General features: G+C 65.2%; 10 protein-coding genes and 1 riboswitch. Of the genes, 8 read left to right on the top strand and 2 right to left on the bottom strand.

Annotated elements, in window-relative coordinates; all coding sequences use genetic code 11:
• The first annotated feature begins 11 nt into the window (after nt 1-11).
• On the top strand, nt 12-2072 hold the full coding sequence (locus AC1DYS_RS05655) for a putative bifunctional diguanylate cyclase/phosphodiesterase (protein WP_477896872.1): 2061 nt from the start codon (nt 12-14) through the stop codon (nt 2070-2072).
• A gap of 44 nt (nt 2073-2116) precedes the next feature.
• The gene (locus AC1DYS_RS05650) at nt 2117-3166 is read left to right on the top strand and encodes a homocysteine S-methyltransferase family protein (protein WP_477896870.1); all 1050 of its coding nucleotides are present in this window, start codon (nt 2117-2119) and stop codon (nt 3164-3166) included.
• 45 nt (nt 3167-3211) lie between these two features.
• On the opposite strand, the gene AC1DYS_RS05645 is transcribed toward AC1DYS_RS05650, so the two are convergent.
• Nucleotides 3212-3838 carry an OmpA family protein gene (locus tag AC1DYS_RS05645; protein ID WP_477896868.1) on the bottom strand — a complete coding sequence of 209 codons (627 nt, stop codon included), beginning with the start codon at nt 3836-3838 and terminating at the stop codon, nt 3212-3214.
• Between the two features lie 139 nt (nt 3839-3977).
• Nucleotides 3978-4057, top strand: a riboswitch (S-adenosyl-L-homocysteine riboswitch).
• A 1-nt stretch (nt 4058) separates the two neighbouring features.
• Between AC1DYS_RS05645 and metH the strand changes: the two genes are divergently transcribed.
• The 4 genes from metH to AC1DYS_RS05625 all read left to right on the top strand — a co-directional run bounded on the left by metH (nt 4059) and on the right by AC1DYS_RS05625 (nt 11128).
• Complete coding sequence (metH, locus tag AC1DYS_RS05640; RefSeq protein WP_477896866.1) at nt 4059-6896, top strand: methionine synthase; 2838 nt, start codon at nt 4059-4061, stop codon at nt 6894-6896.
• A gap of 231 nt (nt 6897-7127) precedes the next feature.
• Nucleotides 7128-8930: a DUF1800 domain-containing protein gene (locus AC1DYS_RS05635; RefSeq protein WP_477896864.1), complete on the top strand. Its 1803-nt coding sequence runs from the start codon at nt 7128-7130 to the stop codon at nt 8928-8930.
• 19 nt (nt 8931-8949) lie between these two features.
• Entirely contained in the window at nt 8950-10500 is a 1551-nt protein-coding gene (locus AC1DYS_RS05630) for a DUF1501 domain-containing protein (protein WP_477896862.1), read from the top strand.
• Nucleotides 10501-10537: 37 nt separating this feature from the next.
• Nucleotides 10538-11128 (top strand): glycine zipper 2TM domain-containing protein, encoded by a 591-nt coding sequence (locus AC1DYS_RS05625; protein ID WP_477896860.1) that lies wholly within the window; start codon nt 10538-10540, stop codon nt 11126-11128.
• Between the two features lie 7 nt (nt 11129-11135).
• Here AC1DYS_RS05625 and AC1DYS_RS05620 read toward each other — a convergent pair whose 3' ends face one another.
• Nucleotides 11136-12668: a YifB family Mg chelatase-like AAA ATPase gene (locus tag AC1DYS_RS05620; protein WP_477896858.1), complete on the bottom strand. Its 1533-nt coding sequence runs from the start codon at nt 12666-12668 to the stop codon at nt 11136-11138.
• Nucleotides 12669-13040: 372 nt separating this feature from the next.
• Here AC1DYS_RS05620 and glnK point away from each other — a divergent pair, with 372 nt between their 5' ends.
• Both glnK and AC1DYS_RS05610 read left to right on the top strand, forming a co-directional pair.
• Nucleotides 13041-13379 (top strand): P-II family nitrogen regulator, encoded by a 339-nt coding sequence (gene glnK / locus AC1DYS_RS05615; protein WP_047487477.1) that lies wholly within the window; start codon nt 13041-13043, stop codon nt 13377-13379.
• Nucleotides 13380-13402: 23 nt separating this feature from the next.
• Nucleotides 13403-14914: an ammonium transporter gene (locus tag AC1DYS_RS05610; RefSeq protein WP_477896856.1), complete on the top strand. Its 1512-nt coding sequence runs from the start codon at nt 13403-13405 to the stop codon at nt 14912-14914.
• Nucleotides 14915-14935 lie beyond the last annotated feature (21 nt).

Below are 14935 nucleotides of genomic sequence, written 5' to 3'. Positions count from 1 at the left end.
CCTCCACAGCCATGGCCATGTTCGCCGCTTATGTGGCGCTCGACCTTGCGCGCGGCGTGTCGTCGCGCCACAACTTCACCGTCTGGCGTTCGCTGGTCGTCGCTGCACTCGCCTTGTCGACCGGCACCTGGGCGACCCATTTCATAGCGATGGCCGGCGAGCCGCTGCCGTTCGCCCGCGGGTATGACGCAGGCATCGCCTTGGGTGCCCTCGGCGTGGCGTTCATGAGTTCACTGATCGGCGTGCACCTCACCGCCCGCCCGCACCTGGGAGCCGTTCGCGTGGTGATCGCCGCGCTGGTGCTCGGCAGCGGCGTGTGCGTCGTGCCCGCCATGGGCCTGTGGGCACTGCAGATCGCACCAGCGGTGCACTGGAAGTGGCTGCTGCTGGCGGCGGGCTGGGCCACGGCCTGTGTCTGTTCGGGCGCAGCCTTGTCCATCGTCGCCAAACTGCGGCGCAGCGCCGCCCACCTGGGCTTCGGCTGGCAGGCGGGCGTGGCGCTCGGGCTGGGCGCCGCCATTGCCGCGGGCAACGCCAGCGTGCTGTACGCCGCGTCGATTCCCGAACTGTCAGTGTCGCTCGCGGCCAACCGCATTGGCGTGGGCACCATGACGGCACTGGCCGCCCTGGGCGTGCCCGCCTTGCTGGGCCTGCTGCTGATGATCTCGCTGCTCGAAGCCCGCTTTCGGCGGCTGCTCAGGCGCACGCGCGAAGAAGTCAAACGTGCAGCCCAGACCGATAAGCTGACCGAGCTGCCCAACCGCACGATGTTCGAGGAATGGCTGCAGGCCGCGGCGATCCGCGCTGACCGTCAGCAACAGAAGCTGGCGCTGCTGTTCATCAATGTCGACGGTCTCAAGGCGGTCAACGAATCCTTCGGCCAGAGCACCGGCGACCAGGTCTTGCGAGAAGTGGCGCAGCGCCTGCGCGCGCTGGCGGGCCCAGGCGATGTCGTGGCTCGAGCCGGAGGCGACGAATTCATGCTGATGCTGGTCGGCAACCCCGGCTCGCAAGAGGCTTCGGAGGCCGCCGTGAATGTGCTCGGCGGCATGAACGAGTTGTGCCGCATTGAAGAACACGAGATCTCGATGTCGTGCTCGGTCGGTGTGGCGATGTACCCGGCGCATGGGTCGCCGACGAAGCTGATCGCCCACGCAGCCGCGGCGATGCGGGCTGCCAAGCACACCGGCGGCGGCGCGCACTGCTTCTTCGAGGAGCGCATGGTGGCCGGCGCGCGCGAGCAAGTCGAGTTGCTGCAGGACCTGCGGCGCGCCATCGCCAACAAGGAGCTCGAGCTCCATTACCAACCGAAGATCCACGCGCCGAGCGGCCAGATCACCGGGGCCGAAGCGCTGATGCGCTGGAAGCACCCGCAGCGCGGCATGATCGGCCCCCACATCTTCATTCCGCTGGCCGAGCGCTATGGCCTGATCAACGCGCTGGGCAACTGGCTGATCGAAGACGTGTGCCGGCAGATCCGCGTGTGGCGCGACCAGGGCCTGCGCATGCGCGTGGCCATCAACCTGTCGGTGCACCAGCTGCGCCAGGTCGACCTCGTCGAGCGCCTTGTCAGCGCTTTGAAGCGCAACAACGTGGAACCTTCGCTGCTGACCTGCGAGATCACCGAATCGTCCGCGATGGACGACACGCGCGCCACGCTGCTGATGATCGAGCGGCTCTCAGCCATTGGCGTGCACCTGTCGATCGACGATTTCGGCACCGGCTATTCATCGTTGAGCTACCTGCGCCAACTGGCCGCCGAGGAGCTCAAGATCGACCGCAGCTTCGTGCTCGACCTCGAAACCAGCGCCGACGCTCGGGCCATCGTCGACGCCGTCGTGAAGTTGGCCCAGGCCCTCGGCCTGAAGGTGGTGGCCGAAGGCGTGGAGACCGAGCAGCAGCAGGAGATCCTGCGCAGCCTCGGCTGCAACGAGCTGCAGGGCTACCTGTTCGCCAAACCGATGCCGGCCGCCGCGCTGGCCTTGTGGGCCATGAACGACGATGGTCCGCGCGCGCTCGATTTCCGCCCCTCGCTCTTCGGAGACACCTTGTCTCAGACCGTTGCGACCTAACTCGCTGCAATGCAGGGGCTTGACAGCGTTTCTACAATCACGAGATGAACGCTTCCGTCTACACCCGCGCCGCCGCGCTGCCCCAGATCCTCAAGAACCGCATCGCCATCCTCGACGGTGCGATGGGCACGATGATCCAGCGCTACAAGCTGACCGAGGCCGACTACCGCGGCGAGCGTTTCAAGGACCACCCCAAGGACCTGAAGGGCAACAACGAGCTGCTGCAGTTCACACGGCCCGATGTGATCACCGAGATCCATGAGCAGTACCTCGCCGCCGGGGCCGATCTGATCGAGACCAACACCTTCGGCGCCACCAGCGTGGCCCAGGAAGACTACGGCTTAGCCCATGTGGCACGCGAGATGAACGTGGCCGGCGCCCGACTCGCGCGCGCCGCCTGCGACAAGTACAGCACCCCCGACAAGCCGCGCTACGTGGCCGGCGCCCTCGGCCCGACACCCAAGACCGCGAGCATCAGCCCCGACGTGAACGACCCGGCGGCGCGCAACGTGAGCTTCGACGCGTTGAAAGACGCCTACTACGAGCAGGCCGAGGCTTTGCTCGAAGGTGGCGCCGACCTGTTCCTGGTCGAGACCATCTTCGACACGCTGAATGCCAAAGCCGCCATCTTCGCGCTCGACGAGTTGATGGAGGCCACCGGCGAGCGCCTGCCGGTCATCATCTCGGGCACCGTGACCGACGCCTCGGGGCGCATCCTCTCGGGCCAGACGGTGAGCGCCTTCTGGCACAGCGTGCGCCACGCCAAGCCGCTGGCCGTAGGCTTGAACTGCGCACTCGGCGCGGCGCTGATGCGGCCTTACATCGAAGAGCTGGCCAAGGTGGCCGGCGACACCTTCATCAGCTGCTATCCGAACGCCGGTCTGCCCAACCCGATGAGCGACACCGGCTTCGATGAGACGCCCGACATCACCGGCGGGCTGGTCGAAGAATTCGCGAAAGCAGGCTTCCTGAACATCGCCGGCGGCTGCTGCGGCACGACACCGGAGCACATCGCAGAGATAGCCAAGCGTGTGGCGGCGTACCGCCCGCGCAGCCGACACGATCCGTTGTTCGGCGCGCTCATGGCGGCCTGAGCAGGTCAGAGACTCTCGGCCCATGTCGGCCGAGGCCTTGGCTCTTTACTTCGACGCCGAGGCGCCTGGCTTGGCCTTCTCGCCGACCAGAATTTCCACCCGCCGATTGGTGGCCCGCCCGGCCTCGTCGTCGTTGCTGGCCAATGGGTCGCGCGAGCCGCGGCCCGCCACCGCAATCCGCACCGGCGACATGCCGCGTGCCACCAGCCAATCGCGCGTGCTGGCCGCGCGGTCGAGCGAGAGCGCGTCATTGGCTGCAGCGGCACCCTTGGAGTCGGTGTGGCCGACGATGCGCACTTCGGCCGCCGGCACGCCACGCAGCGCAACGACGATCTTGTCGAGCACGGCCGTCGCGCCGGGCTTCAGCGCCGAGCGGTTGGGCTGGAAGGCCAGGTCGCCCGGCAACGTGATCCACAGGCGCTCGTCGGTAGTCTTGGCCAAAGACACGCCGCTGCCGCTGAGCGCGTTGCTGAGCTGGCGTTCTGCGGCTTCCATCTGCGGCGACCAGCCGCGGGCATCAGGCGACGGCGCCTGCCCGTAGACCGGCCCCGGTGCGGAGCCCGGCACCGAGGTGACGACCGGTGGCACCGGCACCACCTTGGGCGGCGGAGCGGCGCAACCGGCCAGCAGGGAAGCGAGGAGGGCGAGTCTCAGGACAGGATGCTGCAGCATGGTCTTGTGATTTTGTCGTGGCCAGCCATTGGAACCGCTGAACACCCCGAACACGCCAAGGGGGTCTCTTGGGGTTGTAACGAGCTGCTGACTGGCCAATTTCACGGATCGAACGAGCCGCGGACGCTTAAAATCGACAGCTTCCAAGGAGCGTTGCGACGGTGCCCATCTCTTCCGGGTGCCGCCAGGCTTGGAAGCTCGCAACGACGCTCGCCCCTGCATGCCCCGGTGTACCGCACCGCTACCGCATGCGCTGCGGGTGAGCACCGCAGCGCATGCCGAGTCTGATGCTGCCATGACCGCCACGCCCGCTGCCCGCCCCGTTCCAGCCGTTCCGCCGATGAAGCTCTCGGGGCTCGAGCCCGTGCTCATCGGCGAGGGCAGCCTGTTCGTCAACATCGGCGAGCGCACCAATGTCACCGGCTCCAAGGCCTTTGCACGCCTCATCCTCAACGGCCAGTTCGAAGAAGCCCTGGCGGTCGCGCGCCAACAAGTGGAAAACGGCGCCCAGGTGATCGACATCAACATGGACGAGGCCATGCTCGACAGCAAGGCTGCCATGGTCCGATTCCTGAACCTGATCGCAAGCGAGCCCGAGATCGCGCGCGTGCCGATCATGATCGACAGCTCGAAGTGGGAGGTGATCGAAGCCGGCCTCAAGTGCATTCAGGGCAAGGGCATCGTCAACTCCATCTCGATGAAAGAAGGCGTGGAGCAGTTCAAGCACCAGGCCAAGCTGGTGCGCCGCTACGGTGCCGCGGCGGTGGTGATGGCCTTCGACGAGAAGGGCCAGGCCGACACCTTCGAACGCAAGATCGAGATCTGCGAGCGCGCGTACCGCATGCTGGTCGACGAGATCGGCTTCCCGCCCGAAGACATCATCTTCGACCCCAACATCTTCGCCATTGCCACCGGCATCGAGGAGCACGACAACTACGCGGTCGACTTCATCAACGCCACGCGCTGGATCAAAGAGAACTTACCGGGCGCCAAGGTCTCGGGCGGCGTCAGCAACGTGAGCTTCAGCTTCCGCGGCAACGACCCGGTGCGCGAAGCCATCCACACCGTGTTTCTGTACCACGCGATCAAGGCGGGCATGGACATGGGCATCGTCAACGCCGGCATGGTCGGCGTGTACGACGACCTGGAGCCGGTGCTGCGCGAGCGCGTGGAAGACGTGGTGCTGAACCGCCGCTCCGATGCGGGTGAGCGCCTGGTCGAAGTGGCCGAGAGCGCCAAAGGCGCCGCCAAGGACGACAGCGCCAAGCTCGCCTGGCGCGCCAAGCCGGTCGACGAACGCCTCAGCCATGCGCTGGTCCACGGCATCAACGACTTCATCACCGAAGACACCGAAGAGGTCTACCAGCGCATCAAGGCCGCTGGCGGCCGGCCGCTGCATGTGATTGAAGGGCCGTTGATGGACGGCATGAACGTCGTCGGCGACCTCTTTGGCCAGGGCAAGATGTTCCTGCCGCAGGTGGTGAAGAGCGCCCGCGTGATGAAGCAGGCCGTGGCCCACCTGCTGCCCTACATCGAAGAAGAGAAGCGCCTGCTGATCGACGCCGGCGGTGAAGCCAAGGCCAAGGGCAAGATCATCATCGCGACCGTGAAGGGCGACGTGCACGACATCGGCAAGAACATCGTCACCGTCGTGCTCCAGTGCAATAACTTCGAGGTGGTGAACATGGGCGTGATGGTGCCGTGCCAGGACATCCTGGCACGCGCCAAGGTGGAGGGCGCTGACATCATCGGTCTGTCGGGCCTGATCACGCCGAGCCTCGAAGAAATGCAGCACGTCGCCGGCGAAATGCAGCGCGACGACTACTTCCGCATCAAGAAGATTCCGCTGCTGATCGGCGGCGCCACCACGAGCCGCGTGCACACCGCGGTGAAGATCTCGCCGCACTACGAAGGCCCGGTCGTGTACGTGCCCGATGCGAGCCGCAGCGTGAGCGTGTGCAGCGACCTGCTGAGCGACGACAAGGCCGCCGCCTACGTGGCCGAGCTGAACGCCGACTACATCCGCGTGCGCGAGCAGCACGCCAACAAGAAGGCCACGCCGCTGGTGACGCTGGCGCAGGCGCGCGCCAACAAGACGCCGATCGACTGGGCGGGCTACACGCCGCCCAAGCCCAGGTTCACGGGCAAGCGGGTGTTCAAGAACTACGACCTCGCCGAGATCGCGCAGTGCATCGACTGGGCGCCCTTCTTCCAGACCTGGGACCTCGCCGGCCCCTACCCCGCGATCCTGACCGACGAGATCGTCGGCGAGTCGGCACGCCGCGTGTTCAGCGACGGCCAGAGCATGCTGACGCGCCTGATCAAGGGCCGCTGGCTCACGGCGCAGGGCGTGATCGGCCTGTACCCGGCTAACACGGTGAACGACGACGACATCGAGATCTACACCGACGAGTCGCGCACTGAAGTGCTGATGACCTGGCGCGGCCTGCGCATGCAGAGCGTGCGGCCGGTGGTCGACGGCCCGGATGGGCAAAAGATGACGCGGCCCAACCGCTGCCTGGCCGACTTCATCGCCCCCAAGTCGTCGGGCGTGGCCGACTACATCGGCCTCTTCGCCGTGACGGCCGGCATCGGCACCGAGAAGAAGGAGAAACAGTTTCTCGACGACCACGACGATTACAGCGCGATCATGCTGAAGGCCCTGGCCGATCGCCTGGCCGAGTCGTTCGCCGAGCGCATGCACCAGCGCGTGCGCAAGGAGTTCTGGGGCTATGTGCCCGACGAGACGCTGGGCAACGACGAGTTGATCGCCGAGAAGTACCGCGGCATTCGCCCGGCACCGGGCTACCCGGCCTGCCCAGACCACACGGTAAAGGCCGAGATGTTCCGCGTGCTCCAGTGCGAGGACATCGGCATGGGCCTCACCGAGAGCCTCGCGATGACGCCGGCGGCCAGCGTGAGCGGCTTCTATCTGTCGCACCCGGAGGCCACCTACTTCAACGTCGGCAAGATCGGCGACGACCAGTTGAAGGACTGGGCCGAGCGCAATCAGCTCGACACGCACCAGGCCCAGCGATCGCTCGCATCGCTGCTGTAACGGCGCTGTGAAAGCGGGCCGCGGTTGCGGCCGCTTACAGACGATTCACCTGCTCGCAAGAGCTGCCTGAATCGTCACCATTTGCCGCGTTGCGAGAGGTAAGCGCTTCTCGAAGCGCCAACTATTCACGCAAAGCGTCGGGCTTCGCCTCGAACAATGGCGGCACGACGCTGGTACGACTTCTGCCTGCTTAGCGTCTGTATCAGATCGCACAAGCCGAGGGAGATGTCCGTGGACAGCAAGCTTCATCAACTGCCAGAGGGTCACGCGTGGGTTCAGCGCCTTGCGCGCAGTCTCGTAGCGACCGCCGTGATCGCTGTGCTGTCCGCTTGCGGAGGCAGCAATGGCAGCGGCAATGGCGACGGAGCGGAGCAGCCGCAGTCGTCCGCGCCGCCTACCGGCACGGACGCTCCTGCTTCTCGCGAAGCCGCTGCACGTTTCCTGACGCAAGCCAGCTTCGGCCCCAACGATGCCTCGGTACAGCGCGTGATGGACCTCGGCTACAGCCAGTGGATCGACGAGCAGCTGCGCAAGCCCGCGTCAAGCCACCAGGCCAACTGGCAAACGCTGGACGCGGTGGCCAAGACGGCCGCCGGGGCCACCGACACCACGACCATCGGTGGTGATGGCGTGACCTACTCCTTCTGGCGCACCGCCGTTGCCGGCGACGATCAGTTGCGCCAGCGCGTGGCATTCGCGTTGTCGCAGATCTTCGTCATCTCGCTCCAAGACGGGAACGTGGGCAACAACCCGCGCGCCGTGGCCAACTATTTCGACATGCTGGCCACCAAGGGCGTGGGCAACTACCGCGACCTGCTCGAAGGTGTCTCCCTGCATCCGATGATGGGCATGTACCTCTCGTCGCTCGGCAATCGCAAGGCCGACCCCAAGACCGGTCGCGTGCCGGACGAAAACTATGCACGCGAGGTGATGCAGCTGTTCAGCATCGGCCTGCTGCAGCTCAACATGGATGGCTCGGTCAAGATGAACGGCAGCGTGCCGGTCGAGAGCTACACGCCGGCCGACATCGCCGGCCTGGCCAAGGTCTTCACCGGCTGGAGCTGGGCCTGCCCGGTGGCGCCCAGCACGACCACCAGCACCTGCTTCAGCAGCGGCTCGGTCAACGGCCAGTCTGACCCGGAGCGCACGACCAAGCCGATGATCAACTACCCGCAGTACCACTCGCCTGAAGAGAAGAAATTCCTGACGGCGGTGATCCCTGCCGGCACCGATGGCAAGGCCAGCCTCAAGACGGCCCTGGACACACTCGCCAATCACCCGAACGTCGGCCCCTTCCTCGGCAAACAGCTGATCCAGCGCCTGGTCACCAGCAACCCGAGTCCGGCCTATGTGAGCGCGGTCGCAAAAGTCTTCAACGACAACGGCGAGGGCGTGCGCGGCGACATGAAAGCGTTGGTCAAGGCCATCCTCACACACCCCGAGGCCAGGACCCTGTCGACGAAGTCGGGCAAGGTGCGCGAGCCAGTGTTGCGGCTGTCGGCGCTGATGCGCGCCTTCAACTACAAGTCGGACAGCGGCTACTACAAGATCGGCACCACCGACAGCCCCACGCAGCTGGGGCAGACCGTGATGCGATCGCCCACGGTGTTCAACTTCTACCGGCCGGGCTATGTGCCTCCCGGTTCCGCCACGGAAGCCGCCAGGCTCGAAGCCCCCGAACTGCAGATCTCGCACGAGACCACGGCAGCCGGCTACGTGAACTTCATGCGGGACACCGTCTCGGGAAACATCGGCCAAACCGGCGGCTCGTTGAACCGGCGCGACGTGCAGATCGACTACGGTCCGGAAATGGCGCTGGCGGACAAGCCGTCGGAGCTTGTGGCCCGCGTCAATGCCAAGCTCATGTACGGCACCATGCCGGCGGCGCTGAAGACGCTGATCACGGACGCCGTCACCGGCATCACGATCCCGCCCAACGGCACCCCAACACAGATCGACGGCGCAAAGCACAACCGCGTCAACGCCGCCATCTTCCTGACTCTGGTCTCGCCGGAGTTCCAGGTCCAGCGCTGATGCGAACGGGAGAACACACATGAGCACACACAACGCTTCACGCCGCCTCTTCCTGCGCCACGCCGGCGCACTCTCCACCACGCTGGGCAGCGCCGCAGCCCCGCTGGCACTAAACCTCTCGGCCATGGGCTCGGCGGCCGCGCAGTCGGCCAGCGACTACAAGGCGCTGGTCTGCATCTTCCTGTTCGGCGGCAACGACTCCATCAACATGGTGCTGCCGACGGACACCGACTCGTGGACCAACTACACGACGGTTCGCAACCAGGCACCCGATTCCATCGCGCTGCTGGCACCGGGCACGGCTGCCAATGCCGGCGCCGCTGCCGGGTCGCCGGCCCGCTTGGGCGGCGTGCTGCCCATCAACCCCGCGCGCTCGCAAGGCCGCACGTTTGCGCTGCACCCGATGATGGGCACGCTGCAAACGATGTTCAACACCGACAAGCGGCTGGCCATCCTGCCCAACGTCGGGCCGCTGATCGTGCCGACGACCAAGGCGCAGTACAACGCTCGCTCTGTGAGCCTGCCGGTTAGCCTGTATTCGCACAACGACCAGCAAAACACCTGGCAGTCGTTCCGTCCCGAAGGCGCCACGCAAGGCTGGGGTGGTCTGATGGGCGACCTGCTGGCGGCGCAGAACGGCCGCTCGGTGTTCACCGCCATCTCGACCTCGGGCAACAACGTCTGGTTGTCTGGGCAGACGGTGCGCCAGTACCAGGTCGGCGCCAACGGTGCGATCCGCATGGGTACGAACAGCGCGAATCAGATCTTCGGTTCGGCGAGCGTGGGAACGGCGATGAAGAGCATCGTCACCGCCACGCGCGGTGGCCACGTCTTCGAAAGCGATCTCGCGGCCATCTCAGCGCGTTCGATCGACGCCGAGGAAGCCCTGCGCTCCGTGCTCAAGGCAGCGGACAACCCGCTGTTCGGCACCGCGACAGGCAGCACCTACAACGCCAACAACGACCCCAAGCTGCAGTACGACCACCCGCTCAACGGCAACAAGGCCTTCAACAGCCTGGCCCAGCAGCTGCAGGTCGTCGCCCGCATGATCGACGCTAGCGCCGCTTCGGGCGTGTCGGCCAAGCGCCAGGTGTTCTTCGTGAGCCTGGGTGGCTTCGACACGCACGACGCGCAGAACCGCAGCCATGCCGACCTCTATGCGCGCCTTGCGCACGCCATGCGCTACTTCGACACCACGCTGGCTGGCATGGGCGCGCTGAACAAGGTCACGACCTTCACCGCCTCTGACTTCGGCCGCACCTTCACCAGCAATGGCGACGGCACCGACCACGGCTGGGGCGGGCACCACTTCGTGATGGGCGGCGCCGTCAAGGGCGGCGACCTGTACGGCAACTTCCCCACCCTCGGTGCGAAGAACGCCAACAACAACAATTTCGACAGCAGCGCCGACCAGTTGGGCAACGGCGCGTTGTTGCCCACCACGTCGGTGGACCAGCTGGGTGCGACACTGGCCAAGTGGTTCGGCATCAGCGATGCCGACGCCTTGACCGTGTTCCCCCACCTCGCGAGCTTCACGACACGCGATCTGGGTTTCATGAACGCGGGATGAGATTCAGCCAACAAATCGATCAACAGGAGTAGTAGAGATGACCGTTTCTTCAAATGAATTGCAGGCACCGGGTGCTGTTCAACGATCCACGCTGCCCAAGCCCATCGTCTGGTGGCTCGGAGGCCTGGGGCTGGTCGGTGCCGGCGCATTGGCAGCGTCGTTGGTGACCACATCGAAGAGCGATACGCCACCGCCGCCCGCAAGCACGATGGTGGCATCGACCACGTCAACCACGCCGGCCAAGGTCTCCAAACCCGCTCCCACCAAGCTGGCATCGGCGGCGGTTTGCAGCAACTGCGGCACCGTGGAAAGCGTCAAGTCGGAGAAGCACAAGGGAGAGGGCACCGGCCTGGGCGCCGTGGGCGGCGCTGTGTTGGGGGGCGTCGTCGGTCATCAGCTGGGAGGCGGCAACGGCAAGAAGGCACTCACGGTGCTGGGCGCCGTCGGCGGCGGGCTGGCCGGCCACGAAGCGGAGAAGCAGGTTCGCGCCACCACGGTTTATCACGTGCAGATGCGCATGGATGACGGCAGCACCCGCACCGTCACGCAAAACACGGCGCCGGCCGTGGGAGCGCGTTTCGAAGTCGAAGGCTCCCAACTCAAGCCGCTGACTGCGGCCAAGAGCTGACGCGCTTTCAGTGCGCCGCGAGAACGCGGCGGTATTGAATGGCCTCGGCCAGGTGGGCAACCTGGATGGCCGCGCTGCCGGACAAGTCCGCCACAGTGCGAGCCATGCGCAGCACACGGTGGTAGCTGCGCGCTGACCAGCCCAGGCGCGCAGCCGCCGCTTGCAAGAAGCGCGCTCCTGCGTCGTCGAGCGCGCAATGGGTGTCGACCAAGGCCCCTGTGAGCTGGGCATTGCTGCAACCCTGCCGGGCCCAGGCCAGTTGCTGCGCTCGAACCACGCGTTCGGCGATCTGCGCGCTGGGTTCACCGTCCGGTGCCGCGGCCAGCGTTTGGGGTGCCACTGCGGGCACCTCGACCTGCAGGTCGATGCGGTCGAGCAAGGGGCCGCTGATACGCCCCTGATAACGCAAGACGGCATCAGGCGTGCAGCGGCACGCACGCAACGGGCTACCCAAATGTCCGCACGGACAGGGATTCATGGCTCCGATGAGCTGGAAGCGGGCCGGGAACTCGGCTTGCCGTGCCGCACGCGAAATCGTGATTCGACCTGTCTCCATCGGCTCACGCAGCGCTTCGAGTGCTGCGCGTGGGAACTCCGGGAGCTCATCGAGAAAGAGCACCCCGTGATGCGCGAGCGAGATTTCGCCAGGGCGCGGCGGCGAGCCGCCACCGACCAATGCCACCGCCGATGCTCCATGATGCGGCTGGCGCACGACCCTCGATCGCCACCGCTCCGGTGTGAAGCTACCGTTCAGGCTCAACACCGCGGCCGACTCCAGCGCTTCGTCTTGCGACAGCGGTGGCAGCAAGCCGGCAAAACGATGCGCCAGCATCGACTTGCCGGTACCTGGCGGGCCCATCATCAATACGCTGTGGCCTCCCGCAGCAGCGATCTCAAGCGCGCGCTTCGCGGCACTTTGGCCCTTGACCTCGAGCAGGTCCGGCACGCTGGCAACGTACGGACTCAACTCGGCCTTGGCACGCGGCAGGTCGGATGCAAGCGCGGCATCGCCAGGCAGCATGGCCTGAACGACATCCAGCAAATGACGTGCACTGTGGATGACCAGCCCGTCGACCAATGCGGCCTCCTGCGCACTTTCTTGCGGCAGCACCAGGGCTCGCACCGGTTGCGCGTCACTCGCCGAGCGCTGCAATGCCAGCCCCATCGCCAGTGCTCCGCGCACGGGACGCAAATCCCCCGCTAGCGACAACTCGCCCGCGAACTCAAAGCGCGACAGGCGCTGTGCATCGATCTGGTCGCTCGCCGCCAGGATGCCCAGGGCTATCGGCAGGTCGAACCGACCGCTTTCTTTTGGGAGATCGGCAGGTGCGAGATTGACAGTAATTCGTTTGTTATGAGGAAACGCGAGCCCGCTGTTCTGCAGTGCCGCACGCACCCGCTCGCGCGCCTCTTTGACTTCCGTGTCGGCGAGCCCCACCAGCGTGAAGCTGGGCAAACCGTTGGCCAGATGGACTTCGACCGTGACCGCAGGCGCATCGAGACCATCGAGCGCCCGGCTGTGGATAACCGCGAGTGACATGCTTGTTCTTCCCTGATTCAGCCGGTGGCAATCTCACCCCGGCTGTTTTTGATGACTGGGATTGTGCCGCCCCACCCGTCCACTGAGCAGGCCGCGTTCACATGGAGTTCAGGCACCAGGCGAGTGCAAGCTGGTGAACAAACCCACAAAAGGCACTCAACGAGGGCAAAACTCAAGTCCGGCAAGACATGAAGCTCCCGAATTGGGGCGCCATGCCCACAAAAGGCACATGGCACAAAAGCTGCAAATCGTCGTTCCGACCCAAACACACGTTGAACGCGGAGATCACCCATGCTGAAGAAAACTCTCTCTCCAATGGCCGTCGACGCGGTCAAACCCATCCTCTAACCACCACAACCTCTGGAGATGACCATGAAAATGGTGACTGCCATCGTCAAGCCTTTCAAGCTTGACGAAGTTCGTGAAGCCCTGAGCGCCATCGGCGTGCAAGGCATCACAGTGACCGAAGTCAAGGGCTTCGGCCGTCAAAAGGGCCACACGGAGCTGTACCGCGGCGCCGAATACGTGGTGGACTTTCTGCCCAAGGTGAAGATCGAAGCCGCCGTTGATGACTCGCTCATCGACCGCGTGATCGAAGCCATCGAAACCGCAGCCCGCACCGGCAAGATCGGCGACGGCAAGATCTTTGTTTCGCCCTTGGAGCAGGTGGTGCGCATTCGCACCGGCGAGACAGGCAAAGACGCACTCTGACGCAAAAGAAGAGACAACCAACCATGAAAAAACTCATTGCAACCCTCGTCCTGGGCCTGTCGGTCCTGGGCTTCAGCGGAGCCGCGTTTTCGCAGGCGGCCTCCGCACCAGAAGCAGCTGCTTCCGTTGCAGCAACTCCTGGAGCAGCCTCTGCGCCTGAGGCTGCTGCTTCGGCGGCTGCCCCCGCCGCTTCTGCCGCACCGGCTCCCGTCGCCAACAAGGGCGACGTGGCCTGGATGATCGTCGCGACCCTGCTCGTCATCATGATGACAGTGCCAGGTCTCGCACTGTTCTACGGCGGCTTGGTGCGCAGCAAGAACATGCTGTCGGTGCTGATGCAGGTGATGGTCACGTTCTCGTTGATCGTCGTGCTGTGGATGATCTACGGCTACAGCTTGGCATTCACCGAGGGCAACAAGTTCATCGGCGGCCTGGATCGGCTCTTCATGAAGGGCATGTTCGACGCATCCGCTGGCACCTTCGCCATGGGCGCCACGTTCAGCAAAGGCGTCTACATCCCCGAGCTTCTGTTCGCAGCGTTCCAAGCCACGTTCGCCGGCATCACGTGCTGCCTGATCGTTGGCGCCTTCGCAGAACGCATCAAGTTCTCGGCCGTTCTGCTGTTCATGGCGCTGTGGTTCACCTTCAGCTACGCCCCGATCGCTCACATGGTCTGGTACTGGATGGGCCCGGACGCCTACGGCTCGGCTGCAGTCGTCGATGAAATGAACTCCAAGGCCGGCCTGATCTGGCAATGGGGCGCACTCGACTTCGCGGGCGGTACCGTGGTGCACATCAACGCCGCCGTTGCAGGCTTGGTCGGTGCCTACATGGTTGGCAAGCGCGTCGGCTACGGCAAAGAAGCCTTCACGCCGCACTCGCTGACGCTGACGATGGTCGGTGCTTCGCTGCTGTGGGTGGGCTGGTTCGGCTTCAACGCCGGTTCGGCCCTGGAAGCAGGCAACAGCGCCGTGCTGGCCTTCATGAACACCTTCTCGGCAACGTCCGCTGCGGTGTTGGCATGGTGCATCGGTGAATCGCTGATGAAGGGCAAGGCCTCGATGCTGGGTGCCGCTTCGGGCGCTGTCGCTGGCCTCGTCGCCATCACGCCGGCTGCAGGCAACGTGGGCATCATGGGCGCGATCATCATCGGCTTCATCGCCGGCTTCGCTTGCCTGTGGGGCGTCACCGGCCTGAAGAAGCTGCTCGGTGCCGATGACTCGCTCGACGTGTTCGGCGTGCACGGTGTCGGCGGTATCGTCGGCGCGCTGCTCACCGGCGTGTTCAACGCCCAATCGCTGGGTGGCCCGGGCCTCGTCGGTGACTGGGTGACGGCTTCTGTGACGTCCAACGGCATCGGTGCCCAGGTCTGGATCCAGCTCAAGGCTGTGCTGCTGACCGTTGTCTGGTCGGGCGTGGTCTCGTTGGTCGCCTTCAAGATCGTTGACCTGGTGATCGGTCTGCGCGTTCCGGAAGAAGAAGAACGCGAAGGCCTGGACATCACGTCCCACGGCGAGACGGCTTACCACCAGTAAGTCGCCACTTCGGCAAACGAA

The sequence above is a fragment of the Rhizobacter sp. P2_G4 genome (genome assembly GCF_056403575.1).
The sequence above is the reverse complement of the archived record's forward strand: the minus strand, read 5'-3'. Positions and strand labels throughout refer to the sequence as shown.

Excerpts from the sequence above, each read along its gene's own strand:
- AC1DYS_RS05625 (WP_477896860.1), top strand. The coding sequence starts at position 10,538 with ATGACCGTTTCTTCAAATGAATTGCAGGCACCGGGTGCTGTTCAACGA.
- AC1DYS_RS05655 (WP_477896872.1), top strand. The coding sequence starts at position 12 with ATGGCCATGTTCGCCGCTTATGTGGCGCTCGACCTTGCGCGCGGCGTG.
- metH (WP_477896866.1), top strand. The coding sequence starts at position 4,059 with ATGCCCCGGTGTACCGCACCGCTACCGCATGCGCTGCGGGTGAGCACC.
- AC1DYS_RS05630 (WP_477896862.1), top strand. The coding sequence starts at position 8,950 with ATGAGCACACACAACGCTTCACGCCGCCTCTTCCTGCGCCACGCCGGC.
- AC1DYS_RS05610 (WP_477896856.1), top strand. The coding sequence starts at position 13,403 with ATGAAAAAACTCATTGCAACCCTCGTCCTGGGCCTGTCGGTCCTGGGC.
- AC1DYS_RS05620 (WP_477896858.1), bottom strand. The coding sequence starts at position 12,668 with ATGTCACTCGCGGTTATCCACAGCCGGGCGCTCGATGGTCTCGATGCG.
- AC1DYS_RS05650 (WP_477896870.1), top strand. The coding sequence starts at position 2,117 with ATGAACGCTTCCGTCTACACCCGCGCCGCCGCGCTGCCCCAGATCCTC.
- AC1DYS_RS05645 (WP_477896868.1), bottom strand. The coding sequence starts at position 3,838 with ATGCTGCAGCATCCTGTCCTGAGACTCGCCCTCCTCGCTTCCCTGCTG.
- glnK (WP_047487477.1), top strand. The coding sequence starts at position 13,041 with ATGAAAATGGTGACTGCCATCGTCAAGCCTTTCAAGCTTGACGAAGTT.